The sequence below is a fragment of the Gordonia hirsuta DSM 44140 = NBRC 16056 genome (genome assembly GCF_000333015.1).
Lineage (GTDB): Bacteria > Actinomycetota > Actinomycetes > Mycobacteriales > Mycobacteriaceae > Gordonia > Gordonia hirsuta.
This window is the reverse complement of the sequence record NZ_BANT01000008.1, coordinates 48,884-74,052: the sequence shown is the minus strand read 5'-3', so window position 1 is coordinate 74,052 and position 25,169 is coordinate 48,884. Positions and strand designations below refer to the sequence as shown.

At 67.4% G+C, this 25,169-nt stretch carries 26 protein-coding genes; 14 read left to right on the top strand and 12 right to left on the bottom strand.

All coding sequences use genetic code 11. The features are described from left to right. Positions 1-417: 417 nt before the first annotated feature. Complete coding sequence (locus GOHSU_RS03605; RefSeq protein ID WP_024332767.1) at positions 418-1,377, top strand: type IV toxin-antitoxin system AbiEi family antitoxin; 960 nt, start codon at positions 418-420, stop codon at positions 1,375-1,377. A 72-nt stretch (positions 1,378-1,449) separates the two neighbouring features. Here GOHSU_RS03605 and GOHSU_RS17155 read toward each other — a convergent pair whose 3' ends face one another. The 3 genes from GOHSU_RS17155 to GOHSU_RS17145 are packed head-to-tail and all read right to left on the bottom strand — an operon-like array spanning position 1,450 to position 2,420. Continuing rightward, on the bottom strand, positions 1,450-1,812 hold the full coding sequence (locus tag GOHSU_RS17155; RefSeq protein WP_005936946.1) for an alpha/beta hydrolase: 363 nt from the start codon (positions 1,810-1,812) through the stop codon (positions 1,450-1,452). A gap of 48 nt (positions 1,813-1,860) precedes the next feature. Continuing rightward, positions 1,861-2,160, bottom strand: a complete 300-nt coding sequence (locus GOHSU_RS17150) for an alpha/beta hydrolase-fold protein (RefSeq protein ID WP_245551675.1) — start codon at positions 2,158-2,160, stop codon at positions 1,861-1,863. Continuing rightward, the gene (locus tag GOHSU_RS17145; RefSeq protein WP_005936942.1) at positions 2,133-2,420 is read right to left on the bottom strand and encodes a hypothetical protein; all 288 of its coding nucleotides are present in this window, start codon (positions 2,418-2,420) and stop codon (positions 2,133-2,135) included. Before GOHSU_RS17145 ends, GOHSU_RS17150 begins: the two co-directional genes overlap by 28 nt. A 445-nt stretch (positions 2,421-2,865) precedes the next feature. On the opposite strand from GOHSU_RS17145, the gene GOHSU_RS03595 reads away from it, so the two are divergent. After that, a complete protein-coding gene (locus GOHSU_RS03595) occupies positions 2,866-6,144 on the top strand; it encodes a hypothetical protein (protein ID WP_155820915.1) in 3,279 nt (1,092 codons plus the stop codon). A gap of 59 nt (positions 6,145-6,203) precedes the next feature. Further along, positions 6,204-8,834, top strand: a complete 2,631-nt coding sequence (locus GOHSU_RS03590) for a hypothetical protein (protein WP_162138707.1) — start codon at positions 6,204-6,206, stop codon at positions 8,832-8,834. Positions 8,835-8,963: 129 nt separating this feature from the next. Here the strand turns inward: GOHSU_RS03590 and GOHSU_RS03585 are convergent, their stop codons facing one another. From GOHSU_RS03585 to GOHSU_RS03575, 3 genes are all read right to left on the bottom strand, one after another. Continuing rightward, positions 8,964-9,455 carry a SixA phosphatase family protein gene (locus GOHSU_RS03585; RefSeq protein WP_005936935.1) on the bottom strand — a complete coding sequence of 164 codons (492 nt, stop codon included), beginning with the start codon at positions 9,453-9,455 and terminating at the stop codon, positions 8,964-8,966. Beyond that, on the bottom strand, positions 9,452-9,724 hold the full coding sequence (locus tag GOHSU_RS03580) for a hypothetical protein (protein ID WP_024332765.1): 273 nt from the start codon (positions 9,722-9,724) through the stop codon (positions 9,452-9,454). Before GOHSU_RS03580 ends, GOHSU_RS03585 begins: the two co-directional genes overlap by 4 nt. Before the next feature lie 109 nt (positions 9,725-9,833). Then, positions 9,834-10,331: a nucleoside deaminase gene (locus tag GOHSU_RS03575; protein ID WP_005936932.1), complete on the bottom strand. Its 498-nt coding sequence runs from the start codon at positions 10,329-10,331 to the stop codon at positions 9,834-9,836. A gap of 122 nt (positions 10,332-10,453) precedes the next feature. Between GOHSU_RS03575 and GOHSU_RS03570 the strand changes: the two genes are divergently transcribed. After that, positions 10,454-11,326 carry a DMT family transporter gene (locus GOHSU_RS03570; RefSeq protein WP_024332764.1) on the top strand — a complete coding sequence of 291 codons (873 nt, stop codon included), beginning with the start codon at positions 10,454-10,456 and terminating at the stop codon, positions 11,324-11,326. A gap of 15 nt (positions 11,327-11,341) precedes the next feature. Here the strand turns inward: GOHSU_RS03570 and GOHSU_RS03565 are convergent, their stop codons facing one another. After that, entirely contained in the window at positions 11,342-11,794 is a 453-nt protein-coding gene (locus GOHSU_RS03565; RefSeq protein WP_005936930.1) for a flavodoxin domain-containing protein, read from the bottom strand. A 313-nt stretch (positions 11,795-12,107) separates the two neighbouring features. Between GOHSU_RS03565 and GOHSU_RS03560 the strand changes: the two genes are divergently transcribed. The 3 genes from GOHSU_RS03560 (at position 12,108) to GOHSU_RS03550 (ending at position 14,089) form a co-directional block, all read left to right on the top strand. Next, on the top strand, positions 12,108-12,494 hold the full coding sequence (locus GOHSU_RS03560; protein WP_005936929.1) for an SHOCT domain-containing protein: 387 nt from the start codon (positions 12,108-12,110) through the stop codon (positions 12,492-12,494). A 159-nt stretch (positions 12,495-12,653) separates the two neighbouring features. Continuing rightward, on the top strand, positions 12,654-13,535 hold the full coding sequence (locus GOHSU_RS03555) for a DUF3558 family protein (RefSeq protein ID WP_005936928.1): 882 nt from the start codon (positions 12,654-12,656) through the stop codon (positions 13,533-13,535). Between the two features lie 8 nt (positions 13,536-13,543). After that, on the top strand, positions 13,544-14,089 hold the full coding sequence (locus GOHSU_RS03550; RefSeq protein ID WP_005936927.1) for a DUF3558 domain-containing protein: 546 nt from the start codon (positions 13,544-13,546) through the stop codon (positions 14,087-14,089). 13 nt (positions 14,090-14,102) lie between these two features. On the opposite strand, the gene GOHSU_RS03545 is transcribed toward GOHSU_RS03550, so the two are convergent. Then, complete coding sequence (locus GOHSU_RS03545; protein WP_005936926.1) at positions 14,103-14,960, bottom strand: acyl-[acyl-carrier-protein] thioesterase; 858 nt, start codon at positions 14,958-14,960, stop codon at positions 14,103-14,105. A 96-nt stretch (positions 14,961-15,056) separates the two neighbouring features. Between GOHSU_RS03545 and GOHSU_RS03540 the strand changes: the two genes are divergently transcribed. Both GOHSU_RS03540 and GOHSU_RS03535 read left to right on the top strand, forming a co-directional pair. After that, positions 15,057-16,724 (top strand): FAD-dependent oxidoreductase, encoded by a 1,668-nt coding sequence (locus tag GOHSU_RS03540; RefSeq protein ID WP_005936924.1) that lies wholly within the window; start codon positions 15,057-15,059, stop codon positions 16,722-16,724. A 25-nt stretch (positions 16,725-16,749) separates the two neighbouring features. Further along, positions 16,750-17,610 (top strand): LLM class F420-dependent oxidoreductase, encoded by an 861-nt coding sequence (locus GOHSU_RS03535; protein WP_024332763.1) that lies wholly within the window; start codon positions 16,750-16,752, stop codon positions 17,608-17,610. On the opposite strand, the gene GOHSU_RS03530 is transcribed toward GOHSU_RS03535, so the two are convergent. Together GOHSU_RS03530 and GOHSU_RS16200 are read right to left on the bottom strand one after the other, a co-directional pair. Continuing rightward, on the bottom strand, positions 17,598-17,912 hold the full coding sequence (locus GOHSU_RS03530) for a hypothetical protein (protein WP_005936918.1): 315 nt from the start codon (positions 17,910-17,912) through the stop codon (positions 17,598-17,600). The two genes, GOHSU_RS03535 and GOHSU_RS03530, sit on opposite strands and share 13 nt — an antisense overlap. Beyond that, positions 17,912-18,241, bottom strand: a complete 330-nt coding sequence (locus tag GOHSU_RS16200) for a hypothetical protein (protein ID WP_005936915.1) — start codon at positions 18,239-18,241, stop codon at positions 17,912-17,914. Before GOHSU_RS16200 ends, GOHSU_RS03530 begins: the two co-directional genes overlap by 1 nt. Before the next feature lie 158 nt (positions 18,242-18,399). Between GOHSU_RS16200 and GOHSU_RS03520 the strand changes: the two genes are divergently transcribed. Further along, a complete protein-coding gene (locus GOHSU_RS03520; RefSeq protein ID WP_005936912.1) occupies positions 18,400-19,368 on the top strand; it encodes an NADPH:quinone oxidoreductase family protein in 969 nt (322 codons plus the stop codon). 128 nt (positions 19,369-19,496) lie between these two features. Further along, positions 19,497-19,724 (top strand): hexameric tyrosine-coordinated heme protein, encoded by a 228-nt coding sequence (locus tag GOHSU_RS03515; RefSeq protein ID WP_005936910.1) that lies wholly within the window; start codon positions 19,497-19,499, stop codon positions 19,722-19,724. A gap of 61 nt (positions 19,725-19,785) precedes the next feature. Here GOHSU_RS03515 and GOHSU_RS03510 read toward each other — a convergent pair whose 3' ends face one another. After that, positions 19,786-20,718, bottom strand: coding sequence for an amidohydrolase family protein (locus GOHSU_RS03510; RefSeq protein WP_024332762.1), 933 nt, complete (start codon positions 20,716-20,718; stop codon positions 19,786-19,788). Further along, on the bottom strand, positions 20,718-21,383 hold the full coding sequence (locus GOHSU_RS03505) for a PaaI family thioesterase (protein ID WP_005936906.1): 666 nt from the start codon (positions 21,381-21,383) through the stop codon (positions 20,718-20,720). Before GOHSU_RS03505 ends, GOHSU_RS03510 begins: the two co-directional genes overlap by 1 nt. A gap of 46 nt (positions 21,384-21,429) precedes the next feature. Here GOHSU_RS03505 and GOHSU_RS03500 point away from each other — a divergent pair, with 46 nt between their 5' ends. From GOHSU_RS03500 to GOHSU_RS03490, 3 genes are all read left to right on the top strand, one after another. After that, positions 21,430-22,311: a PaaI family thioesterase gene (locus GOHSU_RS03500; RefSeq protein ID WP_005936904.1), complete on the top strand. Its 882-nt coding sequence runs from the start codon at positions 21,430-21,432 to the stop codon at positions 22,309-22,311. 282 nt (positions 22,312-22,593) lie between these two features. Continuing rightward, positions 22,594-23,418 carry a TIGR03084 family metal-binding protein gene (locus tag GOHSU_RS03495; protein ID WP_005936903.1) on the top strand — a complete coding sequence of 275 codons (825 nt, stop codon included), beginning with the start codon at positions 22,594-22,596 and terminating at the stop codon, positions 23,416-23,418. Between the two features lie 5 nt (positions 23,419-23,423). Then, positions 23,424-25,112, top strand: coding sequence for an acyclic terpene utilization AtuA family protein (locus GOHSU_RS03490; protein ID WP_029759946.1), 1,689 nt, complete (start codon positions 23,424-23,426; stop codon positions 25,110-25,112). The last annotated feature ends 57 nt before the right edge of the window (positions 25,113-25,169 follow it).

Below are 25,169 nucleotides of genomic sequence, written 5' to 3'. Positions count from 1 at the left end.
GGTCCGTCTCTGGCCCTCCCTGGCTCAGCGCTTGCCCCGACCACCTGCAGCGCCCGCTCACGTTCGCAGCCTCTGCCCGGTGTTCACGGCTCAGGTCTGACGTACGCGGCCCTCGATTCCTGTTCGCGGCGCTCGTCGGGCGTTCGCGCCCTCCGGCTACGACCGCGGCCTCCGCCGGGGCCGCGTTCGGACTGAACGCCGCGGATGCGCAACCAGCGCCGCGTTTGCGGTAGGAAAGCCGCGTTCACAGAATGAGTGCCGCGCTTACCGAACGAACGCCGCGTGCCCGGGGCGAGGCAACCGGTACCCGTCCCAATCGCTGCGCGTCGTCGTCGGCCGAGCGCATTGGACCGCACCACTGTGGACACGCCGACCGCGCAACGGGGGAACCAGAACGCAGGCCCGTGCGTCCAAGGTATGTGGACCTCTGATGAAAACGGACTGCTCCGCCGCAAGAAGGTTCTCGAGACCGGGGTCACCGCCCGCGAGTTCGATGCCGCAGTCGCCGGCGGCGCCCTTCTGGCGGTGGGGCGTGGGGTGTACATCGACGCCGCCGGACTCACCGGCAAGGCCGACTACCTCCAGCGAGAACTCACCTATCGGGCACGGTGTCTGGCCGCCGTGCGCAGCGATGGGGACGACCCGCCCATTCGCGTGCTCAGTCACCAGTCGGCGGCGTCGATTCACCGACTCGAGGTCCTCGACACCGAACGAACCCGAGTGCATTTCACCAATGGAAAGGCGGCCGGCGGCCGCCTCAAAGGCAGGCGGATCGTCATCCACACCGGGAAGCTGAACGATGACGATGTGACGGTCCTGCATGGCGTATCGGTCACAGGGCTGGAGCGCACCGCCGTCGACATCGCATTGACTGCCCGGTCGTTCGCGCCGGCGCTGGCCGTCTTCGACTCGGCGCTGCGGCACGGGGCCGATCCGGATCGCCTGCGTCAGCAACTGGAGGTCGCCCGCACCGGCGTCGCACGAGCACGGGTGGCGCTGCGGTATGCCAGCGGCCTGGCCGCCAATCCCGGTGAATCGTGGTGCCGGGCGCAGATCATCGCCGCCGGTTTCCCGGTCCCGGTTCTGCAGAAGCGCTACCGCCTGAACGACGGCACCGCCGCCGAAGTCGATCACGATTTCGAGGGTCAGGTGGTCTTGGAGTTCGACGGCGAGAGCAAGTACGGCGCACAGTGGTTGCGGCCGGGCCAGACGCCGGCCGATGTGGTGGTCGCCGAGAAACGGCGCGAGGACGGCCTGCGGGAACTGGGGCTGGAAGTGGTCCGGGCGATGTGGGACGACCTGCGTTCCGGCACGATGATCCCCCGGCTCGGCGTGCGGCTACGGTCCCGCGGAATCCACGTGCCCGGCGACTTCTGACGACCGCCGCATGTCACACGACCGGCGGCACTGTCACCTTGAGTAGTTCCCGCCAGCAGGCCCGTGGGCCGGCTACCGTGCCCCGATCGCCCGCGCGATCATCGGCCACGACGCCCGCATATCTGCCGAGAACAGACCCCAGCTGTGCGTGCCGTCGGACCGGGTCTGGAAGCGGTGAGCGATACCGAGCGAATGCAGCCGGTGCGACATCGCCCTGGTGCAGGCCAGCGAGTACGCTTCGACGAAGTTGCCGCCGAACATGCCGCCGAGGATCTCCAGCGGTCCTCCGTCGATGGGGCCCGGCAGTCCCGAACCGGCCGACAGGAAGATCGTCTTACCGCGCAGCTTGCCGGCGTTGACCACCGGATCGTGCCGCACCCAGGCCGGATTCGCGTAGTCGCCCCACATGTTGAAGGGGTTGCCGCCGCCGCGCATCGGAATCGCCGTCGCGGCGGCACGACCGAGCGGATCCGTCGTCCCGGGTCAGCCGCTGTAGGCGGCCACCGCGCGGAAGCGGCGTGGTGCCTGGATCGCCAGATCCAGTGCGGGCCCGGCCGACATCGACACGCCACCCAGCGCGTTGACGCCGCTGGTGGCGAACGTGGCGTCGATGGCCTGGGGGAGTTCACGCGTGTAGAAGGTCTGCCATTGATTCCGGCCGAGGATCGGGTCGCGATGCTGCCAGTCGGTCATCATCGAGAAACGTCCGCCCATCGGCAGGACCACGTTGACGCGCTTGCCGGCGAAGAACTTCTTCACACCGCCGTGGTTGTACCAGCTGATCCCGTCCTCGGCGCCGCCCGCGCCGGGCAGCAGGTAGAAGCTGGGTAGGCCGGCCGGCCGGGTGGATGCAGGACGTGGCTGCGGACCACTCGGTTCATCGCTGGGGAGTAGAACGAGATCAACGAGATCCGCGGGGTGAGCTCCGCGACGTCGACCACCCGGGCGGCGGCGTCACCGGCCGGTGCCAGGAGCAGTCCGGCCAGCGCCATCAGCGCGGCCAGGAACAGGGACACGATCCGCATGCGGGTAGCCGAAGTCATGATCCTTCGACCCTAGGGCCGAGCGCGTGGCCGGACCAAGCCTGTCGGGCAACGATTCGGCGACGGTCACCGTGAGCGCCGGCGAAGCCCGCTGTCCCGACGCGGCGTTCGTTCGGCAAACGCCGCACCCAGTCCGCGCGCGGCTCCGGCGAAGGCCGCGGTTGGAGCCAGCGGCCGCGAAAACGCGACGAGCGCCGCGAACGGAGACCGAAGGTCGCGAATGCGCCTCTGTCGTCTAGACGTCGGAGCGAAGCGTCGAAGGCGGCGTTCACATCCACGACGCAGCACGGGGCTGTAGCCGGAAGCAGCCCGGAAAACACGCAAAGTAAGCGCTTACTAGTTTTTGTGCCATATTCTGGCATGAAAACGCGATTCAGGTCGATCCAGTTAGTTGCATGTGGGATCTATGTCTCAAGGGGGATTTGACACAGAGGAGTGGCAGATCATGAAGCCCGATGATTTCAGGCGACCGAATCGTGCGGAACGACGACGATTGGCGAGGGCCCAGGGCCGCGCGGACACACGGGAATCGCGAACATGGTGGACGCGGCTGGTCGCCGTCGGCGCTGCGATGGTCCTGGGTGCGGGTATGGCCGGCGGGACGGGGGTGGCGCTGGCCGAAGAGCCTGCGCCGCCGGGGCTGAACCTGTCCGAGATGGACATCGGGGCTCTGCTCGACAACGAGATGATCACCCAGTTCGTTGAGATGTGTCGCACCGGCGGACTGGCCAACGGAAATCCGAGTGCCGGAACCCAGTGGGATCCGGAAGACACCACGACCGGGACGCTCCCGCCCAATGCCATCGCGTCCTGTCAGAACTCGAACGGCACCGGTCTGGCACTGGTGCTACCCGATCGTTTCGAGGTGGGACAACTCGGCAACACCATGGTGATCGATCTGGGGCCCGACGTCGATGTCTACGATCCGCTTCTCGGATGGATCAAGGTTGTCACTCTCCCGATGGGCCAGCAGAATCTGCTTAATCTGGCCAGCGGTCTGATCTTCGAGGGCAACGACATCCTCGGCAACAACGTCAAGTCGATCGCCGAGAAGGACTACGGTGTCGGCATCGATCCGCGGATGTTCAGCAAGTACGGCGACTATGAAACCGACATCTACAACAAGATCATCGAGGACGCAGCGCTGGAGCCGCTGATGGTCGAGGAGCGCTACTGCCCGGGGAGCGTCGTGTTTGGGGCATGTATCGGTGGTTGGAAGTACCGCGAAGTGGACCAGAATCTGCAGCGGCGTGCCGATGCGCTGAAGGTCGCCGAATTCCTCACCGGTCAGACCTACGACTACACGAAGCCGCATAATCTGCCGCCGCTGACGGGCCCGAAGGGAAGGTCGGTCATCGAGGGCGACGGCATCAACATCGCGCTGTCGATGCGTAACGGCACGGCCATCGCACAGACGGGAAACGAATTCGCAGTCGCGCTCGCAGGGGCAGATAAGGGCCGGCTCGCACACGCCTACGCTCAGTACGGCATCGCGATCGCCGCCGATATGGACCTGAACGACATCCGCTTCACCTGGTTTGGTCAGGATGTGGATTTCTCAAACCTGCTTCCCCTTCTGCAAGCGGAAATCGCGAAGGAAGCGTTGGGCGAAGAGGCCGATGAGATGGCTGGCATGCTGTCGATGCTTGAGGGTCTCAACGGCCAGATTCCGGCCCTCAAGGAGGTCTTCTGTTACGGCGTCAATGCGAAGGCAACGGCCGAGTCGTTCGGGAGCTGCAGCAACTTCCTGGGTACCTTCGACACCTACAAGGATCTGCGCCCGGTCTCCGATGGCACTGACACCTTCACCGGTGACTCGGTCAGTCGACAGGAGTCGCAGGGAATCATGGACATCACCTCCCTGATCTTCGGCAATGACGCTCTCCTCAAGAGCTTCCTGCCGATGCTGTCCGGCGGGGGTGACATGGATCTGGGGGCGATGCTGTCCAACCCGGCGATCGCCAGCTTGCTGACGGCCGCACTCGACGAGGACCGTCGCTTCAAGATGGGCAAGGACTTCATTCGCTACACCAAGAACATCGAGACGACGTTCGAGAAGATTCAAGCCACTGACGCCGACGGCAATCTGTTGTGGGACCCGGTCTACGTCGAGCAGCAGGCGACGAACGAGGACGGTCATCTTCTCTGGCTGGTCGGGGATGAGGAAGTGTCAGTCGCCAGCGGCGACGAGGTGCCTGAAGGTGCCGAGCCGAAGATGGAGCTGGTGAACAAACAGGAGCAGGCGAAGGACCCGGAGACTGGGGAACTGCTGTGGAACGACGCTGAGCAGACCGACCCGATGATGGTCGACGCGCGAACGCCGCGGATGAAGAACAATGTGACCGCGCGCATGGTGGGTGTCACCGAGGATGCGTGGGAGACGTACCTCTCGAATGAACCGCTGATGACGACTGAAGAGGTCGAAGTCCAGGCCACCGACGATGACGGCAACCTGCTGTGGACGTTGGACGGTGCTGATGTCACCGCTGACGAAGACGGGGTCCCGCCAGCCGGTGCGTCGCCGAAGATGGTCACGGTGACCCAGCAGGTTCCGCAGGTCGACGCCGACAACAATCCCATGTACCAGGAGAAGACGCGCTACTTCAAGAAGCCGGTCATGGTGGAGCAGACGGACGCCGACGGTAAGACCGTCTACCGTGACGCCACCGAGGCCGACACAGACTACGTCTGGATGGATGCGGACGGGCAGATCGTCACCGGCGTCGACGAGACCGATGAGGCTTCACTGGAAGGCCTGACCAAGAAGGCTCCGGTCATGGTTCAGAAGATGGAGCAGGCCAAGGACGAGAACGGAAACCTGCTGTGGGATCCGGTGGTGGCCAAGACCGTCACCGCCCACTGGCTGACCAGTGACTACAGTCTGCGTGAGCCGCTGGTGATCGAGTGGCTCGGCCACCAGATCGTGTTCTTCCCGGCCGTCGAACTGAACGACGGCAGCACCCGGCCCAACCTGATCGGCGCACCGCAGATCTCCAAGATCGTCGGGGATGCGAACGCCGGGCTCCTGCCGAAGATCAACCTGGTCCAGTGGGACAACCCGCTCGGGCTGGGCACCTGGAGCTTCGACAAGCCGTGGGACATCTTCGGTACGGCGAAGGCCTTCAAGAAGTCGATCACCCTCGACGACGATCTGAAGATGCTCGACAAGCTGGTGGGCCCGATGGTCTTCCCCGGATCCGAGCGGCTCACCGATGGGCTGTTCGAGCAGCTTGGACTGAAGAAGCCGAAGTCGCCGGAACTGCCGATCGACCCGGTCGACCCGGAGATCGGCGAAGACGACGGAATCGAGGCCGGCGATACCGGGCCGGAGACCGAAGGCACCGGCTCCACTGATCCGGAAATGTCCCCGTTGATGCAAGGCCGGCCGAGCGCTCCCGCGCAGACGCAGGACCCGGCTTCGTCGTCGGCTCCGTCAACCACGCAGTCGGCTCCGTCCAGCACGACTGCGCCCTCGTCGCCGACGGTCGAGGACGACCCTGTCGTACCGTCGCAGCCGGCCGAGCCGGAGGCCACCGTGGAGCCGGGCTCCCCGGCCGTGCCGGAGAGCTCGGCGGTGACACCGGATCCGACCGTTTCGGTTCCGACCGAATCCGCCGAGGTCCCGAGCGTGCCGTCGCAGCCCCAGACTGCCCCGGCTGCTCCATCAGAGCCGGTACAGAGTGGACAGGGCGAGCCGGTCGGTGCGGCGCTGATCGGCGGTTGACGACGTCACACAAGTGGAACCGCACCGGACCAGCGACTTGGTCCGGTGCGGTTCGTCTTTTGAGTCCCCGTTCGCTGATTCAGCCGTCTACAGGGTGGCTCAAGTCACGTTCCTCACGGTTTGACATCGGATTCGCAGGTATTCCTCTGAACGGGCGAATTCCGCGAGGAAGGCTAATGAGGCTCTGTCCGGTTCCGATCAGATCTAGTAACCAGCAGCCACACCAACCTATGGAGGAATCTGTGGATCAGCGACGCGGAAACCGGGCGGCACGCCGGCGGGCGATGAAGGAATACCGGCGGGGACAAAGGTCGTTGCAGACGGCCGTTGCTGCCGGGGCGGTCGTGGCGCTCGGAGCCGGACTGCTTGGTGGCGCCGGTGCGGCTCATGCCGACGAGGGTGATCTCCTGGGTGGCCTGGGGGACCTGGGCGCCATCACGGGGCTGCTCGAAAACGAGATGGTCAAGGACTTCATCGAGGTCTGCCAGAACCCCGATGGATCCACGCCGGTCATCGACGCGGAGAACCCGCCGGTGGCGGTGGCCGACTGCAGCCAGTCCACCGGTGGCATGGGCGTGGCCGTGGTGCTGCCCGACAGCATCGAGATCGGTGGGCTGATGGAGAGTCAGAAGGTTGACCTCGGCGAAATCAAGTTGGGCGGCGGTTTCGGCAGTATCAATCTCGGTGAGAAGAACATGATCCAACTACTCAGCGGTCTGGCGCTGGGTAGCGACACCACCAAGAGCATTGCCAACGGACTCGGCTACGGGCGCATCGACCCGTTCGCAGTCGGCAACTACAGCAGCTACGACCAGATCCGCGAGCACGCGAATCTGGATCGTGTGTACGAAGATTCTCGAAAGTGGGAGTGTGACTACGGCACGACCGCCAACGTTTTCGGCGTAAAGAACCATGAAGTCTCCGATCCCGGCGACACGTGTCCGACGAAGACGTACAAGGATCTTTTCGGGAAGACGAAAACGGCGACGGGAAAGGTCAAACTCAAGTCGGGCGAAGTCACCGAAGACAAGCATTACGACAAGCGCCGCGACGCACTGAAGATGGTCGAATACCTGACCGGCGAGAAGTTCGACAGCTACAACCATCCGGTCGAACTACCCGCCCTGGCCGACCTGGGACCCAAGGGTGGGGCGACGGTCAAGGGCGACGGCCTCAAGGTCGCACTGGCGATGCGCGGCGGCAACGCCACCGCAGAAGCCAATACGCTCTTCGGTTTGCCGGGCGTCGCGCTGGCGGGCGCCGATCACGGCCGAACCTCCACTGCTACCTCGCAACTGGGTGTGGCGACCGCGCTCAACATGGACACCGATCAGATCAAGCTGACCTGGTTCGGGAAGGAACTGGACTTCACGAATCTGAAGAAGTCCGGCGCACTCGATCTGGCCGGTGAAGAAGGCGCGGCGCTGGTCGATCAGATCGAGGGGCTACAGCTGCCGGGACTCAAGGAGGTCAGTTGCTACGGCATCCAGGCCAGCGCAGTGGCCGAGGGCCTGGGCAGTTGCAGCAACTATCTGGGCACCTTCGACTTCTATCAGGACCTGCGGGAGGTCACCCTCGCCGACCCGGACAACCCCGGGGGCAACACTCCTGTCAGCCGGCAGACCCAGTACGGACTGACCGACCTCAGTTCGCTGGTGTTCGGCAACGACGCGCTGCTCAAGCAGTTCGGCATGCTCGGCGGTTCGGAGACCACGCCGTTCATGGACACGCTGATGGACAACCTCACCTCCGAGGACGGCAGGCTCAAATTCGCTAAGGACTTCGTCCGCTTCACCCAAGACGTGCAGACCCGATACGTCCTCGAAACGGTCCTCGACGACGACGGAAACCCGGTCCTCGATCCCGAGACCGGCCAGCCGAAGACCCGCGTCAAGATGGAGGAGGTCAAGACCCCGATCGTCGACGGGGCGGGCGAAGCGGTGCTCGACGACGACGGCAACCCGACTTACACCACGAGCCTGCAGCCGGTGACGGACACGATCACCGCAGCTTATCTGACCAGCGATTACGGGCTGCGTGAGCCGATCACGATCGAATGGCTCGGCCACACCGTCGTGCTGTTCCCGGCGGCCACGGTCAACGGCGCCGACCGGCCGAACTACCTGAGCCTGCCGCAGATCAAGAAGATCGCCGCGGACGCCGACCGTGGCCTCCTGCCGAAGATCGGTGTGATCACCGTCGATAACCCCTTCGGTTTCGGAACGCTGACCAGTCCGTCGAACTTCGACTTCCTGGGCATGTTCCGCGACTATCGGAAGACCGTGACCATCGACGACGACCTCAAGCAGATCGGTTCGCTGATCGAGCAGTCCACCGGCGGCGTCGAGGGACTGACCGCCTCGGTGACCGGCGCTGCGGCGAAGGCTGGTCAGAAAGCCAAGGATGGGCTGGCCGACCTGCGCTCGAACCTGACGTCGTCGACGCAGGACGGGACCCAGGATCCCGATCCGACGCCGGTAACCGAGCCGGCGGCCGGCCCGGAGCAGTCATCTCCCGAAGGCGATCCGACTACTGATCTCAGCCTCAACCAGGACACGGTCAGCGAAGAGACGGTCGAAGAGGATGGTGTGACGGGGGCGCCGGTGTCGGTGCCTCCGGCGTCACCGACGGGATCTGGCCCGGCAGGTATCCAGTCGCAGTCGAACGAAGGCGCAGTCCTGGTGCAGTGACAGTGAGAACACGCAAGGGCGGCAGTCGCACCAGCGGCTGCCGCCCTCGCGTGCGTCAGGGCGCTGACTGTTGGGGACACGCTGACCGATCCGGGGCGACTCAGGGTCGGTCGGCGGGAGATTCGCGGGTCAGCGGGGGATCCGCAGCTCGCGCAGGCGTGCAGCCGGGTCGACGTCGAGCCCGATGCGGTCCCATGCGACACCGATGTCTAGAACCGCGTACGCCGAGGTGGGGAAACTGTCGATCTCGGCGTCGCCGTCGAGCAGCAAGATGGTGCCGGGCAGGCCGGGGAAGTGGCCGACGATCAGCAGGGTTTTGGCGTCCTCGGGTGCATAGGTGCGGATCGCCTCGAGGATGTTCTCCGGGGTGTTCTCGTAGATGTCGTCGGTGTAGATCGTGGCGACATCGATCCCGGTGCGGTCGAGGGTCTGCCGCGTGCGTTCGGCGGTGGAGCAGATGACCGAGTCGACGTCGATGTCGTCGTCGTCCAGCCACTGTCCGGCCAGCGCGGCCTGGCGTCGGCCGCGGTCGTTGAGGGGACGATCGTGATCGGGAACCCCGGGCGGGTAGGCGGACTTGCCGTGACGCAGCAGGACCAGCGTGCGCGGTGCTCGTTTCATGCCGAACGCATCGCTGTGTCGGCGGCCTGCCGGGTGCTCATGTCGCGCAGCACTCGGGCGGTGTCGCGCCAGGCGGCCGCCTCCTGCAGGTAGAAGTCGTGCTGCTCGGAGGCATCGCTGTCGCGAGTCTCCTCGGCAAGCTCGCGGAGCTCCAGGTACTCGTCATAGCAATGCGTGACGAGGGCGCCGAGGCGCTCACCAGCGCATGCCTGGGCGATCTCATCGGCTGACAGCGTGGTGAGGCTTTCGAGCTGAGTGCGATAGTCCATGTCCCGACGGTAAACCGGACAGCCGACAAAAGGGGTGAGGCGCACGGTAGACACGGCGACGTCCAGGAGCTGTCGGGGGTCGAGCCGTGAGATTGCGGGAAAGGACAGCTCAGGGCAGTGGATCGATGCCGGCGGACTGGGCGTGCAGCAGCCGGATCTCATCGGCCAGCTCGGGGGCCGGCCCGGAGACGATGACACCCGGGGCGACGGCGTTGATCGGCAGTGGGGCCACCGGCGGATCGGGCAGATGCCACTCCCGGCGCCACTGCAGCAGCTGGATGGAACTGGCGGCGTACACGATCCGGCCCAGTCCCACCCAGGCGTGCGCGGCCGCGCACATCGGGCAGTGTTCGCCGGAGGTGTAGACCACCGCGGCTCGGCGCTGCTCGGACGTCAGGTTCTTGGCGGCCCAGCGGGCGATCGCGAACTCCGGGTGCCGGGTGTGGTCTCCGCCGGAGACATGGTTGAAGTCCTCGAACAAGGTGTTGCCCTCGAGCACCAGGCACGACCCGAACGGTTCGTCGCCCACCTCGACGGCGTGTCTGGCGAGCGTCACACAGCGGCGAAGATACGGAAGGTCTTCGGGCTCGGGGTCGCGGAGGATCACCCTTCGACCGTATCGCGAAGCGCGCTGCGGGCGGACCGGCCCGGCCGAACCCGCCCGCACTGTGAGCAAGACCGGAGGCATTGGGGAAGATCGCGGCGCTCCGGCCCGATAGCCTGGAGGGGATGCACACGTGGGTACCGGCTCTGCTTGCCGTGCTGGCCGCTGCCCTGATCGCGACCGGCACGGTTCTGCGGCAGAAGGCATCCCAGCGCAGCGGTGCGATCGCCAAGGGCTGGTGGTTCGGTGCAGCGATCGCAGTGGTCGGCTTCGGCTTCCAGGCGTATGCGCTCGGCCTCGGCTCGATCCTGTTGGTCCAGCCGCTGGTGGTCCTGGCGGTGCTGTTCGCGCTGCCGCTGGAGGCCAAGATCGATCATCGTCGTCCCTCCACCATGGACTGGGTGTGGGGCGCGGTGCTGGTCGGCGCGGTCGTCACGTTCCTGCTGATCGCCCGGCCGGTGCCGTCGGAGCGGCGAGCCTCTCCGGTGCTGCTGGCGATCACCGTGACCGTGCTGATCGTGGGTCTGATCGGAATGGTGGTGCTGGCCGAACGCTGTCGCACCGCACACACCAAGGCGCTGTGTTACGGCATCGCCTCCGGTGCCCTGTTCGGTATCGCGGCGCTGCTGATCAAGTCGGTGGCGTTGCACATCATCCACGCCCCGACCGAGGTCCTGCTGCACGCCGACGTCTACCTGCTGGCCATCGTGATCGCGCTGGCGGTGCTGGCGCAGCAACGGGCATTCGGCGCCGGTGACATCCAGACGTCGTTCCCGGCGATGAATGTGATGGAACCGGCCGTCTCGATGGCGCTGGGGGTGATCCTGCTGGGGGAGAACCTGCGGGTCGGGGTGGGAAAGTCGATCCTGCTGACGGCGATTCTGCTGGTGGCTGCGGTCGCGGTGGTCAAACTCGCGCAGCATTCGGCCGTTCGGCACGATCCGGTCTCGGATACGAAACCGCGCGACGAGAAGTCTCGTCGCGCGGTGCAGGCCTGAATGCGGCGGGGCCGATCAGCCCTCGGCGATGACGGCTTTGAGGCCTTCGGCCCAATCGGCGCCGGCGGCGGCGGGCTTGATGGTCGAGCTGGCATCGTGACGGAAATGCTCTCCGACCTGCGTGGCACCGAGCTTGGACAGCATCTCTGCCATGATCTCGCCGCCGCGGTTGAAGGTGTCGTCGTACACGCTGTCACCCATCCCGAACACAGCGAAACGCATCCCCGCCAGGTCAGGCTTGACGTCGTCGAGCTCATCGGCGAACGGCAGGGCGCCGGACGGGAGCTCGCCCTCGCCGTACGTCGAGCAGACCACGACGAGGAAGTCCTCGGGGTCCAGGTCCTCGGCGGCGAAGTCGGTCATATCGTAGATCGACGGGTCGAAGTCGGCTGCGAGCACATCGGCGATCGCATCGGCGACGAGTTCCGCCGTGCCGGTCTCGGTCCCGTAAAGGATGACTGCTGCCATGGTCGGTGACTCCTACCTCGTTCAATGACGAAAATACGGTAGCGTAACCGCTTCGGTTACGTCGAATCCCTGTCTGGGACCTTCGGCCCAAAGGGCCTGGTCGCGGATCCATTTCCGGCGTTGCTACCTGGTCAAACCCGGCTGCGGCCCGCGCGTGTTGTGATTGACCTCTCCCGGGCCGGTCGGCCCCTACCGTCCGAGTTCGGCGCGGTACGTGTGACTATTGATCTTGGACTCCCTGCTGTGGTTCGCTTGCGGCGTCCTTCGGTTCAGGAGGACTTCGCCGAGGTGAGATGTAAAGGGAGGTCCCGTCGTGGACTGGTCGAATTTCTGGAATGTCCTGTGGTACACGGTCGTGATCTTCGCGTTCATCGCGTACCTGATCGTGCTGTACATGATCCTGGTGGACCTGTTCCGCGACCATAAGCTTGCCGCCGGCTGGAAGGTGCTCTGGATCATCTTCCTGATCATCTTCCCGTACCTGACGGCCTTTGTTTACGTGATCGCCCGCGGCCCCGGCATGGCAGAACGGTCAGCGGCTGCGCAGGTCGCTGCCAATGCGCAGGCCCGCGAATACATTCGGCAGGCCGCCGGGACGGCGACCCCGGCCGACCAGATCGCGACTGCCAAGGCGCTGCTCGACGCCGGAACCATCGACCAGGGTGAATTCGAGGCGATCAAGGCCAAGGCGCTCGCCTGAACCCAGTGACACGCGGCGTCGCGCAGAGAATGCGGGACGACGACCCCGGCGCCCGATGACTCCCCGCGGAGCTCATCGGGCGCCGAGCGCATCTGCGGTCGTGCCGGACTCATCTGTGGCCGTGCCGGACTAGAGTGATCGCAACGGAAGGAAGGGCTCATGGCGACGCGCGTGGACAGCTGGATCTGGGGTATCCGGCTGACCAAGACCAGATCGGCGGCCGGTGCCGCCTGCCGCGCCGGGCATGTGCAGGTCAACGGGGTCACTGCCAAACCGGCCACGACCGTCGCCATCGGTGATGAGGTGCGGGTGCGGCTGCACGGCCGCGAACGCATCGTCGACGTGGTCCAGCTGATCAGCAAGCGAGCGTCGGCGCCGGTGGCCGCCGAGTGCTACATCGACCGTAGTCCGCCGCCCCCGCCCAAGGAGATGCTGGCCGCGGTGCCCCGTCGCGACCGCGGTGCCGGCCGTCCCACCAAACGTGAGCGCCGTCAGCTCGACCGGCTGCGCGGCGGTGGTCTGCTGCTGGCGGCCGCGGCCCTGGTGCTGACCCTGAGTGCCTGCGGCGGCGACGAGCCCATCGAATCGCCGGCGCCGACGCGCACACCCAAGGCCGGGACCGGCCCGCTCTTCCCGCGCTGCGGCGGTCTGACCACGCAGGAGGTCACCGCAGCCACCACCTTCGCCGGACTCAAGCTGTACGTGGACAACCCGTCGGTGTGCGAGTGGCGGCAGAGCGACGTGCGCAGCGGAGCGGTGGCCTCGTTCAACTGGTACCGGGGCTCGCCGATCGGGCGTGAACGCGGCCTGGAACAGCTGACCCGCGAGGAGCAGACCGTGGATTACGAGACCGCCGGCTACCCCGGTTTCCTGGCCCGGCATCCCTCGGTCTGTGAAGTCGGGGTGCAGTTCGAGAACGACTTCATCGAGATCTCCATCGCCGACCGGCCCGTCATCGCCGGTCAGCGGACGGTCTCACAGGAGACCCTGTGCAGTGCGGCCAAACAACTGGCCGCCACCTCGATCGAGCGTGCCTCATGAGGGGCCCGATGACCCGGTGGCGCACCGCGGCGGTCGCCGTGGCCGCAGTGGGGGTGCTCGGTGCCGGCACCGCGTGCGGCGGCTCGTCGTCGGACGAGCGCAGCGGCCCGCCGACCGGGGCCCAGCGCGGTGACGTCGACACCTCGCAATTCGAGGGACTGCTGACCGAATGCCACATCCTGCCGGACCAGACCATCGCCGACACGGTCGGCGGAACTTCGGCGTTCGGCACGTTCTCCGGTGCGATCTGCCGCTGGGTGGTCACCGGTGGGGTCACCACCGATGTGACGCTGAACTGGTTCGAGTGGGGCAACATCACCCTGGAGAAGCAGGCCGCCCAGGAGATGGGTTTTCAGACCGAGAACATCCAGGTGCACAGCATGGCTGCCTTCACCGCCCGCGATCCGTCCCGCCCGCAGGTGTGCGGGGTGACCGCGCGCTCGCCGGGCCGCGGCATCCTCACCTGGTGGGTCGAGCCGCAGAGCGGGGGCGGCGGTGACCCGTGTGCGGCGCCGACCGCACTGATGGAACTGGTGATCGACCGGGCCCACTGACGGCCCCGGTGTCCTATGCCGGTCCGGCAGGTTCGTGCTCGGGGATGCGGAACACCGACACCGTGGCCGCCGGAACCGGCCCATCGTCGGACGGGATCATCATCCACACGTAGAGACAGTCGTCGATCCGCTTGCGCCGCAGGGTGATCGGGGTGCCCGGGGTGATGGGCCGCAGGTATTCGATGACCATGCGGTGCGGGACGTCGAGCAGATCCGGATGGGCCACCAGTTCGTCCTCGATCGCCTCGAGGTAGGCGGCGTTGTTCAGGTGTTTGAACGGATCGAAATCGGTGATCCGCAGAACGTGTTCGCGGTCGGGCAGCTCCAGGTCCTCCGGTGCGGGCGGGGTCTCGGGGTTCGTCGCCCGCCAGCGCAGCCGATGTTCGTCGGTCATCGAGGTGAGGAACTCGTACATGCCGTCGCTGATGCGCGAGGGCATGCCCTGCTCGTTGACGTTGATCCAGAACGCGACCGTCTCCACCAGCCCGTCCGGCCGCGGCTCCGGATTGAACTTGTTGGTCTGGCTCGTCGCACGCAACCGCACCCGCATATCGGTCCAGCGGGTGGACAGGGCGCCGCACCAGCGTTCGGCGGTGAAGTCCGACGGCCAGGTGATCGGCTCGAGGACGTCGATCACGGTGCGCCGCACGATCCAGTACGGATCGGTCTGTGCGTACTCCATCGGCGCGATGTTGTCGTTGGCCACGTCCTGCAGGTACCGCGCCAGCCCGTCCAGTCGTACCCGCATGTCCTGATCGATGTCGCCGGTGCGCACCCGATAGGTCTCGGAGAAGAAGTCCGACCCGGCTTTCCGGTCGCCGAGCGGGGCGTAGGCAGGCGGCGTCGAGGACGTCGGTTTGTCGAGGGGCACGTAAGGACCTTTCTCATCGGTGCCGAAGAGCGGTGACCTACGTTACTCTGAGGTGAAAACTAGAACCTGTTCCAGTTGAGGAGTGAGTGTCCGGCCATGGCCCACGTGATCACCCGACCCTGCTGCAATGACGCCAGCTGCGTCGAGGTCTGCCCGGTCAACTGCATCCACCCCACCCCCGATGAACCCGAGTTCCTCACCGCGGAGATGCTCTACATCGACCCGGAGACCTGCATCGACTGCGGCGCATGCATCGACGAGTGCCCGGTGGACGCGATCTATCCCGACGACGAGCTCGACCCGCGCGATGAGCCCTACCTCCAGATCAACGCCGACTATTACCGCGACCACGACGTCGAGGGCGGCCTGGGCTCGCCGCCGAAGCGGCCGCAACTGCCCGAGGGCGCACAGCTGCGGGTGGCGGTGATCGGCGCCGGTCCGGCCGCCTTCTACGCCGCCGGCAAGCTCGCCGAGTTCTCGCAGATCAGCGTCGACGTCTTCGATCGGCTACCCACCCCGTACGGACTGGTCCGCGGGGGTGTGGCCCCCGACCATGCCAAGACCAAAGGGGTCGAGCGGACCTTCGCGCAGACCGAGAAACGCGCGAACTTCACCTACCACCTGAATGTGGACGTCGGCACGCACATCACCCACGACGAACTGTGCGAACGGTACGGGGCCCTGCTGTACGCCGTCGGTGCCCCGCACGATCGCCGCCTCGGCATTCCCGGTGAGGAACTGCCGGGCTCGTTCGCGGCGACCGACTTCGTGGCCTGGTACAACGGCCACCCCGGATACACCGAGCGGACCTTCCCGCTCGACGGCGAGCGCGCCGTGGTGGTCGGCACCGGCAACGTGGCCCTGGACGTGGCCCGGATCCTGCTCGCCGACGAGGCGACCCTGGGCACCACCGATATCGCCGACCACGCACTGGCGGCCCTGCGCGAATCGTCGATCCGCGAGGTGGTGGTTCTGGGCCGGCGCGGCATCGAACACGCGGCGTTCACCAACGCCGAATTCCTGTCTCTGGGCGATCTGCCCGGCATCGATGTGGTGGTCGATCCCGGCGAGCTGACACTGTCCCCGCAGGCCCAGGCCGCTCTGGACGACGGCAGCCTCGATTCGACCGTCGCCACCAAGATTCGGCTCGCCCGCGAGTTCGCCGCGCGCCCCGCCGGCTCGGCCGGCAAACGGATCGTCTTCCACTTCCTGGCTGCGCCGCAGGAGGTGGTCGGCGACACTGCCGTCACCGCAGTGATCTGCCGGCGCAACAGCTATCGCCCCGACGGCACCACGGCCGCCACCGACGAGAGCTTCCCCCTGACCACATCGGCGCTGGTGCGCTCGGTCGGCTACCGCGGACAGTCCGTTCCCGGGCTGCCGTTCGACGACGAGCGCGCGGTGGTGCCCAACGAGCAGGCGCGAGTCACCGACGGCGCCGGCGGCCCGGTGCTACCGGGACTGTTCGTCGCCGGGTGGATCCGCCGCGGGCCCACCGGCGGCATCGGGCGCAACCGGTTGTGTGGGGAGCAGGCCGCCGCCGCGATCCTCGCCGACTTCGCCGACGGGGTGCTGCCCGAACCGGTGGCCGACCCGGCCGACGTGTCCGAACTGGTGGCCGCACGCGGAGCCCAGCGCGTCGACCTGAGCGGCTGGGGACGGATCGATGCGGCCGAACGCGAGGCCGGCGAGGCCGGTGGCCGCCGCCGCGTCAAACTGGTGACCGTCGAGCAACTGGTGGCCACGGCGCAGGCCGGGAACTGAGGCGGCGCACATGGATTCGGCGCACATGGATTTCGGCATCGTCCAGTTCACCAGCGACCGGGGTCTGCGGCCGCACCTGCTGGCGCCGCTGATCGAGCAGGCCGGCTTCGCCTCCTACTACGTCCCCGAACACGGACACATCCCCACCCGCCGGGAGGCGGCCCACCCCGGCACCGGCACCGCCGAACTGCCCGACGACCGCTACCTGCGCACCCTGGATCCGTGGACCAGTCTGGCGGCGGCGGCTGCGGTCACCCAGAACCTGCTGCTGGCCACGGCCGTGGCACTGCCGGTGCAGTCGGATCCGATCACCCTGGCCAAGACCATCGCCACCGTCGACCACCTGTCGGGCGGGCGCGTGCAGCTGGGTGTCGGCTTCGGCTGGAATCTGGACGAGCTGGCAGACCACGGGGTCCCGCCCGCCCGCCGCCGGACCATGTTGCGGGAGTATCTGGAGGCCATGCGGGCGCTGTGGACCCAGGAGGAGGCGGCCTACAGCGGCGAGTTCGTCAGCTTCGGTCCGAGTTGGGCCTGGCCCAAACCGGCCGCCCCGATTCCGGTGCTGGTCGGCGCGGCGGGGACGGAGAAGAACTTCCGATGGATCGCCCGCAGCGCCGACGGGTGGATCACCACCCCGCGCGAACGCGACATCGACGGCTCAGTGGCACTACTGCACCGGATCTGGGGCGAGGCCGGCCGCAGCGGCACGCCGCGCGTCGTCGTTCTGGACGGAAAACCCGATCCCGAACGGCTCGACCGCTGGCGTGCGCTGGGGGTGAGCACCGTGCTGTACGGGGTGCCCGATGAGTCGGCGGACCGAGCCGCCGGCTACCTGGCGCGGTTGGCCGGCAAGCTCGGGCTCGACTCCTCGAGTCAGCGGCGCTGATTCGGGCCGAACGGCTGCGGCTGCGGGTGGAAGGCCGACGGAGGCTGCGGTCGGCTGTTGTGCTGGGTCGGGGCCGGCGGCGGCACCGCTGTAGCCGCATTCGACAGCCGCTCACGGGCCGCCATCGACTCGGCGACGATCAGGGCGTACATCTCTTCGGCGGCCGGCCGCTCCCGCGGGCTGGTGCCGGCCGCCAGGACGGCGCCACTCTGCGTCCGGGCGCTGACGTAGGTCTTGGCCGAGATGATCCAGAGCACCACAAGGATGCCGATGATCACCAGGAGCATCAGGAGAAACACCATCAGAACGTGCCACCGCCGGCGATGGTGACAAACATGACGAAGGCCCCGACGACCAGCAGCACAGCGAACAGTGAGCCGACCATGGAGATCGCACCGGTCTGACGGCCGTTGCCGCAGCCGGCATCGGTGATCGTCTCGATCGGTGCGGAGTGGATCGAGTAGCCGTGCGGAATGATGCCGAAGATGGTGTTCGGCGAACTCACCACGAGCCGGCGGTTCGTCAGGATCATCGTCGTTTTCAGGTAGGTGAGGATCAGTCGGGGGGTGAAGTCCTGATGCCGGATAACGGTCTCGCCGGGCAGCAGGTTGATCGGGGGTGCACTAGGCACAGCAGGCCTCCGCGGTCGGGGATAAGGGCACATCATCTCACCGCATCGGCGCCGGGCCGGATAGCCTCCAATCGGATGAATCTGTACACCCGCAACAATGTCGGTCCGGCTGGGCGATCGGCAACCGGAACTGACCGAGCGCACGTACGGTGGAGCACATGAAAGCACAGGTGTTGATCGCAGAGAACGGCCCGGCAGGATTCGAATTGCAGGAGGTTCCGGCGCCCGACGTCGCGCCCGGCCAGGTGCTTGTCGACGTCAAGAGTTGCGGTGTTTGCTTCCCGGACCTGTTGATGAGCCAGGGCAAGTACCAGCTGCGGCCGCCGCTGCCGTTCACGCCGGGCACCGAGGTCGCCGGGGTGGTGGCGCAGGCGCCGGCGGACAGTCCGTTCCAGCCCGGCGACCGCGTGGTGGTGGCGTCGATGCTCGGCGGCTTCGGCGAGCAGGTCGCGGTGTACCCGCAGCAGCTGTTCGCGCTACCCGATGCCCTCACCTTCGATGAGGGCGCGGCGCTGGGCATCAACTTCCAGACCGCGCTGTTCGCGCTGAAGATGCGGGCGCAGACCGCCCCCGGCGAGGTGGTAGGGGTGCTCGGCGCCGCCGGCGGCATCGGTGTGGCCTCGATCCTGGTCGCCAAGGCGATGGGGGCCAAGGTGATCGCCGTGGTGCACCGCACCGGTGCCGAGGAGATGCTGCGCGAGCTCGGCGCCGACGAGGTGGTGCAGTTGACCGACGGTTGGAAGGACCGCGTCCTGGAACTGTCCGACGGCGGGGTCGACGTGATGATCGACCCGGTCGGCGGTGAGGTGTTCGACGAGGCGCTGCGCACCGTCGCCCCCGACGGGCGGTTCGTGGTGATCGGATTCGCCGCCGGCGGCATCCCGACGGTCAAACTCAACCGCGTGCTATTCCGCAATGTGGCGATCGTCGGCGCAGCCTGGGGTGAGTACATCCGGACCCATCCGGAGGTGCCCGGGCTGTTGCACGACGAGCTGGTGGAGATGATCGAGGCGGGTATGCGCCCGCCGGTGAACGTCACCTATCCGCTGGCCGACCTGCCGCAGGCGCTCACCGATCTGGCCGACGGCAAGGTCCGCGGCAAGGCGGTCGTGCAGATCGCCGAGTGAGCGCGGTGGCTGCTCGCCGGTGCGCGGCTCCGGCCCGCTCCGGCGGGAGCCATTTAGTGGAGTAAACTGCGGTTAAATCCACCCACGCGCGCGCTCCGGTGGAGTTCCGCGGATCGAAAGGGCACAACATGACCGACACCTGGCTCACCAGCCTCATCACCAAAACGCCGCAGGAGGGCTTCGAACTCGCCATCACCCTGAGCCGCCGCGGGGTCAAGTACACCCAGCCCAACCCGGAGATCCTGCACAAGCTCCGCCCCGAATACGCCGAGGATGCCGACTCGCTGATCGCCGGCTCGGAAGTGGTGGCGCTGAACTTCCAGACCGTGGCGGCGGCCAACAACTACTGGCGCTGACCCGATCCGGGGCCGGCCGACCCGCAGCGGTCGGCCGGCACCCGGTTCGGCTCAGATCAGGTCACGGTGTCGGCGCGACGGCCGCGTCGATGCCGAACAGCTCGGCCGCGTTGTCGTAGACCACCGCGCGCAGCCAGTCCTCGCCCAGGTCCAGGCGCTCACACGCCTGCAGGGCGTGCAGATAGCCGTAGGGGATGTTCGGGAAGTCCGAGCCGAACAGGATCTTGTCCTGCAGGTCGACCAGACGCGGCAGCAGCTCCTTCGGGTACGGGGAGTCCTGCTCGGAGAAGTCGGTGAAGTTCATCGTGGTGTCCAGGCGCACCTGCGGATACTGCTCGGCCAGCTCGGCGAACTCGGTGTACTCGGGGGTGCCCATGTGGGCGACGATCAGACTCAGGCGCGGAAACCGCCGCAGCACGGTGCGGACCGGATCAGGTCCGGTGAAGCGCCCGGGTGCCGGACCCGAACCGCAGTGGATCACCACCGGCACCTGTGCCTGTTCCAGGACCGCCCAGACGTCGTCGAGCAGAGGGTCGGCGGGGGAGTAGTCACCGACCTGGATATGGGACTTGAAGATCCGTGCCCCGTTGTCGATCGCCGCGGCGACGTAGGCGCCAGCACCCGGTTCGGGGTAGAACGTCGCGGTCTGCAGGCAGTCCGGGTGGTCGGCGGCGAACTGCGCCGCCCACGAGTTGAGCCACCCGGCCATATCCGGCTTATGGGGGTAGAGCATCGAGGAGTACGCGCGCAACCCGAAGTCCCGCAGCGCGGTTACCCGCCGCTCCTCGTCGGCGCGGTAGGCGATGGGCCATTCGCGACCGACCAGGGGGCCGACCGAGTCGAAGTAGGCCCACACCTTGTTCATCACCTGCGCAGGCATGAAGTGGGTGTGCACATCGATCAGCCCGTGCAGGCCGAGGCGGTCGGTGAAGGCGCGCACCGCGGCGGCCTCCTCGGCGCTGAACGGCGCCGCGGACTCGTGGTCGGTGCACATCAGTTTTCCTCCTGTGCGGTCGCCGGGTGCGGCAGAACCTCGCCGCCGGGAAGTGCGAACCCCTTGGGCGCGATCATGATGGCGTCCGCCTCGACGGTGACGCCGTCGTCGTCGGACAGGGTCGCATGCACAAAGGTCTTGCGGCCCTCCCGGCCGGTCACCTCGGCCCGGGCCGACAGGGCGCCGAGCCGGGTCGGACGCAGGTATCGCACCGTGAGGGTACCGGTGAAACTCGGCAAACCGTCGGTGCTGGCGGCCTCCCCGACCAGTTGGTCGAGCATCAGCGCCGCGACGCCGCCGTGGACGCATCCGCCGGGCCCCTCGTAGGCGGCGCCGAGCACCATCTCGCATTCGGCCACTCCGGATTCGGTGCGGATCTGCAGCGGCGGGGCGATCGCATTGCGGGCGCCTACCGCGGCGTTTCCCCAGGGCATGCCGATGAACGTCGGGGTGTACGGGGTGCCGAAACTGCCGTCACGCTGGCGACTGCGCAGAGTCTGAACCACCTGGTCGATCCGCTCTGTGGCCGCGATCAGCTCGGCGTCGTCGACCTCGGTGCGGATCACCGCATCGATCAGCCGGCGCACCGATTCGGTGAGCGGCTCGACCACCGACAGTCGCCGGGAGATTTCTTCGGGGCTGATGTCTTCGATCCTGAAGTCCACGATGCCGACTGTAGGTCAGGGGGTCGGTGTTGGTAGGACTTAGATCATGACGATCGAGTTCAGTACCCCGTTCACCGCCTTCGGAGTGGGCCGTCGTCCCGGTTCCGAACTCGCCGAGATGGTGCAGTTCCTCGGGCCCGGGCTCACCGACCACCGCGGCCTGATCGAACTGCCCGCCCTGGCGGTGCTGTTCGACGACATCGGCGGGCTGCCGTTCTTCTTCAGTGGGCCCGGTGCGACGGTCCAGGCGCGGATGTCGATGTCCATGCTCGACCGGCCGCGGGTGGACGAGGAACTCGATGCCGTCGCCGAACTGGTGATGAGCGATGCGGGCTACGGCGCCGCGGCGGTCCGGGTCACCGGTGATGAGGGCCGGCCGCTGTGCTTCGGCTCGGCCCGCAATGTGCGCGTCGCGCGTGAGCTGGTGGTCGAAGGTGACCACATGCAGCTGCCCGAACCGACTGCTCCGGCGGGCACGCCGGCCACACCGGATCCGGCCAAACCCGGTAGCGAGGTGATCGACGGCATGGTCCGGGCGTGGACCTCCCTCGGACCGCTGGGCGAACTGCTCGGCGGCGCGCTCGATCACGCCCACGACGGCAACGTGCTGTTCCTGTGCACCACCGCCGGATGGATGAGCAACATCATGGGCACCATGCACGGCGGAGTGATCGCCGCCGTGGTGGCCCAGGGGCTCTCGTACGCCGCGCAGGCCACCACGCCGGCCGGGGTCGACTACCAGCTGCTCGACTTCACCGTCGCCTTCCACCGCTCGCCGATCGTGGACGGCCGCACCATCACCGTGCGCACCCGCCCGGTCAAGGTCGGCCGCCGCCTGGGCGTCTTCGCCGCCGAGCTGTACGACGGCGAAGTGCTGCTGGCGTCGGGATCGGCGGATGTGCGCTTCGACGCCGTCGACGCCGGCTGATCCCCTCGGCAGCTGACGCGGGCGGCCCGGTCTGGCGTGCGGTGACGCCGACCGACCGCGTGTCGCGGCTCACCCTGCGTGTCGCGGTGCATTCGACGCGCTGGGAGGACCGCGACATGCAGGGTAGGCCGCGACACATGGGATGAGGCGCGACACGTGAGCCCCGGAGCCGGGGGCGGGGCGACACGTGAGCCCCGGCGCGCCGGGCCCGGCAGCCCTCCCTGTCCCGAGAAACAATCAAGCGTGCTTGATTTTTTATTCAGGGGCTGTCAGGCTGGGCGCATGGCTCTCATCGACACCGTGGTGACCGCACTGGATGCCGAATCGGAATCCCTCGACGAACTCGTCGCCGGCCTGAATCCCGAGCAGTGGGCGACGCCGACGCCGGCGGCCGGGTGGACCATCGCGCACCAGATCGGCCACCTGCTGTGGACCGACCGGGTCTCGCTGGTGGCGATCACCGATCCCGACGAGTTCACCGCGCAGCTGACCGAGGCGATGACCGACCCGGTCGGCTTCGTCGACGAGGCCGCCGCGACCGAGGCCCGGCGCGACCCGCGGGAACTGCTGGCCGACTGGCGCACCACGCGCGGCCGGCTGGCTGGTGCGCTGGTCGCCGTCCCCGAGGGCACCAAACTCCCCTGGTTCGGCCCGCCCATGTCGGCGCCGTCGATGGCCACCGCCCGGCTGATGGAGACCTGGGCGCACGGGCTGGACGTGGCCGATGCGCTCGGCGTGCAGCGTGAGTCGACCGACCGGATCTACAACATCGCGCACCTGGGCGTACGCACCCGCGACTTCGCCTACATGGTCAACGGCCTGCAGGCGCCCAGCCGGCAGTTCCGCTGGGAACTGACCGCGCCCTCGGGGGAACTGTGGGCGTGGGGGCCCGAGGATGCGACCGATATCGTGCGCGGCCCCGCCGTGGACTTCTGCGAGCTGGTGACCCAGCGCCGGCACCGCGACGACCTGGACCTGGAGGTGATCGGTGACGACGCCCGCCACTGGGTCACGATCGCCCAGGTCTTCGCCGGCCCGCCCGGCAGCGGCCGCGAACCCGGCCAGAGCACCACCCCGCAGGACAGCACTCAGGAGGAGCAGCAGTGACCGAAATGGTACGGATCGGCAACGCCTCGGGTTTCTACGGCGATCGCTTCGGTGCGGTCCAGGAGATGCTGACCGGGGGTGAACTGGACTATCTGACCGGCGACTACCTGGCCGAGCTCACCATGCTGATCCTCGGGCGCGACCGCATGAAGGATCCGTCGCTGGGCTATGCCAAGACCTTCCTGCGTCAGATGCGGGAGAACCTGGCGCTGGCGGTCGACCGCGGTGTCCAGGTCGTGGTCAACGCCGGCGGCCTCAACCCGCACGGTCTGGCCGTCGCGCTGCGCGAACTAGCCGCCGAGCTCAAGGTCGACGCCCGGATCGCCTTCGTCTCCGGCGACGATCTGTCCTCCCGCGCCGCCGAACTGGGTCTGGGCAGCCCGCTGACCGCCAACGCCTACCTGGGCGGGTTCGGCATCAAGAACGCGCTGCTGCACGGCGCCGACGTGGTGGTCACCGGACGCATCACCGACGCCTCGCTGACCGTGGGGCCGGCGGCGGCGGCCTTCGGCTGGACCGAACGCGATCTGGACCCGATCGCCGGAGCGGTGATCGCCGGGCACGTGATCGAATGCGGCGCCCAGGCCACCGGCGGCAACTATTCGTTCTTCACCGAGATCCCGATGGGGCACCTGGGTTTCCCGATCGCCGAGCTGCATCGCGACGGTTCCTCGGTGATCACCAAGCACGAGGGCACCGGCGGTGCGGTGACCCTGGGCACCGTCACCTCGCAGCTGCTCTACGAGGTCCGCGGACCGCGCTACTACAACCCGGATGCGACCGCGCGCCTGGATTCGGTGCAGCTGACCCAGGAAGGTCCCGACCGCGTCGCGATCTCCCGGGCCACCGGTGAGGCCCCGCCCACCGATCTGAAGGTCTCGCTGAACAACCTGGCCGGCATCCGAAACGAGGTGGCCGTCGTCCTGACCGGACTGGACATCGAAGCCAAGGCCGAACTGTTCAAACAGCAGTTCACCGACGCCCTGCCGGCCCGCCCGGCGGAGCTGGAGTGGACGCTGGTGCGGCACGACCGCCCCGATGCGCCCACCGAGGAGCAGGCCAGCGCGATCCTGCACTGCGTCGCCCGCGACACCGACCCGCAGAAGGTCGGGCGCCCGTTCGCCAACACCGCCGTCGAACTCGCTCTGGCCTCCTTCCCGGGCTTCACCCTGACCGCACCGCCCGGCAACGGTTCGCCGTACGGCATCTTCGAACCCGGCTACGTCGACGCCGAACTGGTGGAGCACCGGGTCACCCAACCCGACGGCCTGACCCTGCTGATCCCGCCGTCTCCGCTGCGCGCGAAGCCGATCATCGACGACGACGATCCGGCCGCCGACACCACCGTCGACTTCGGTCCCGTCACGCAGCTGCCGCTGGGCACCATCGCCGGTGCCCGCAGCGGCGACAAGGGCGGCAGCGCCAACGTCGGGGTGTGGGTGCGCACCGACGAGCAGTACCAGTGGCTCGACTCGTTCCTGAGCACCGACAAGATCGCCGAACTGCTGCCGGAGGCCGCCGATCTGACGATCCACCGCTACCGGCTGCCGAACCTGCGGGCGATCAACTTCGTGATCGAGGACATCCTGGGCCGCGGCGTCGCCGAAAACGTGCGCTTCGATCCGCAGGCCAAGGGCCTGGGCGAATGGCTGCGCTCGCGGCACGTCCCGATCCCCGAACGCTTCATCGACTGACCGACGATCCCGTACGACCCCGCCAACGCACGACCCGCGCCACCGGATCGCCGGTGC

Bases quoted from the DNA above. Each gene is read 5' to 3' on its own strand.
- GOHSU_RS03530 (WP_005936918.1), bottom strand. From the start codon at position 17,912: ATGGTGTTTCTCCTGATGCTCCTGGTGATCATCGGCATCCTTGTGGTG.
- GOHSU_RS03605 (WP_024332767.1), top strand. From the start codon at position 418: ATGTGGACCTCTGATGAAAACGGACTGCTCCGCCGCAAGAAGGTTCTC.
- GOHSU_RS03500 (WP_005936904.1), top strand. From the start codon at position 21,430: ATGACGATCGAGTTCAGTACCCCGTTCACCGCCTTCGGAGTGGGCCGT.
- GOHSU_RS03580 (WP_024332765.1), bottom strand. From the start codon at position 9,724: ATGGACTATCGCACTCAGCTCGAAAGCCTCACCACGCTGTCAGCCGAT.
- GOHSU_RS17145 (WP_005936942.1), bottom strand. From the start codon at position 2,420: ATGACTTCGGCTACCCGCATGCGGATCGTGTCCCTGTTCCTGGCCGCG.
- GOHSU_RS03520 (WP_005936912.1), top strand. From the start codon at position 18,400: ATGAAAGCACAGGTGTTGATCGCAGAGAACGGCCCGGCAGGATTCGAA.
- GOHSU_RS03565 (WP_005936930.1), bottom strand. From the start codon at position 11,794: ATGGCAGCAGTCATCCTTTACGGGACCGAGACCGGCACGGCGGAACTC.
- GOHSU_RS03510 (WP_024332762.1), bottom strand. From the start codon at position 20,718: ATGTGCACCGACCACGAGTCCGCGGCGCCGTTCAGCGCCGAGGAGGCC.
- GOHSU_RS03540 (WP_005936924.1), top strand. From the start codon at position 15,057: ATGGCCCACGTGATCACCCGACCCTGCTGCAATGACGCCAGCTGCGTC.
- GOHSU_RS03595 (WP_155820915.1), top strand. From the start codon at position 2,866: ATGAAGCCCGATGATTTCAGGCGACCGAATCGTGCGGAACGACGACGA.
- GOHSU_RS03555 (WP_005936928.1), top strand. From the start codon at position 12,654: ATGGCGACGCGCGTGGACAGCTGGATCTGGGGTATCCGGCTGACCAAG.
- GOHSU_RS03515 (WP_005936910.1), top strand. From the start codon at position 19,497: ATGACCGACACCTGGCTCACCAGCCTCATCACCAAAACGCCGCAGGAG.
- GOHSU_RS17155 (WP_005936946.1), bottom strand. From the start codon at position 1,812: ATGCGCGGCGGCGGCAACCCCTTCAACATGTGGGGCGACTACGCGAAT.
- GOHSU_RS03585 (WP_005936935.1), bottom strand. From the start codon at position 9,455: ATGAAACGAGCACCGCGCACGCTGGTCCTGCTGCGTCACGGCAAGTCC.
- GOHSU_RS03535 (WP_024332763.1), top strand. From the start codon at position 16,750: ATGGATTTCGGCATCGTCCAGTTCACCAGCGACCGGGGTCTGCGGCCG.
- GOHSU_RS03490 (WP_029759946.1), top strand. From the start codon at position 23,424: ATGGTACGGATCGGCAACGCCTCGGGTTTCTACGGCGATCGCTTCGGT.
- GOHSU_RS03550 (WP_005936927.1), top strand. From the start codon at position 13,544: ATGACCCGGTGGCGCACCGCGGCGGTCGCCGTGGCCGCAGTGGGGGTG.
- GOHSU_RS03570 (WP_024332764.1), top strand. From the start codon at position 10,454: ATGCACACGTGGGTACCGGCTCTGCTTGCCGTGCTGGCCGCTGCCCTG.
- GOHSU_RS03495 (WP_005936903.1), top strand. From the start codon at position 22,594: ATGGCTCTCATCGACACCGTGGTGACCGCACTGGATGCCGAATCGGAA.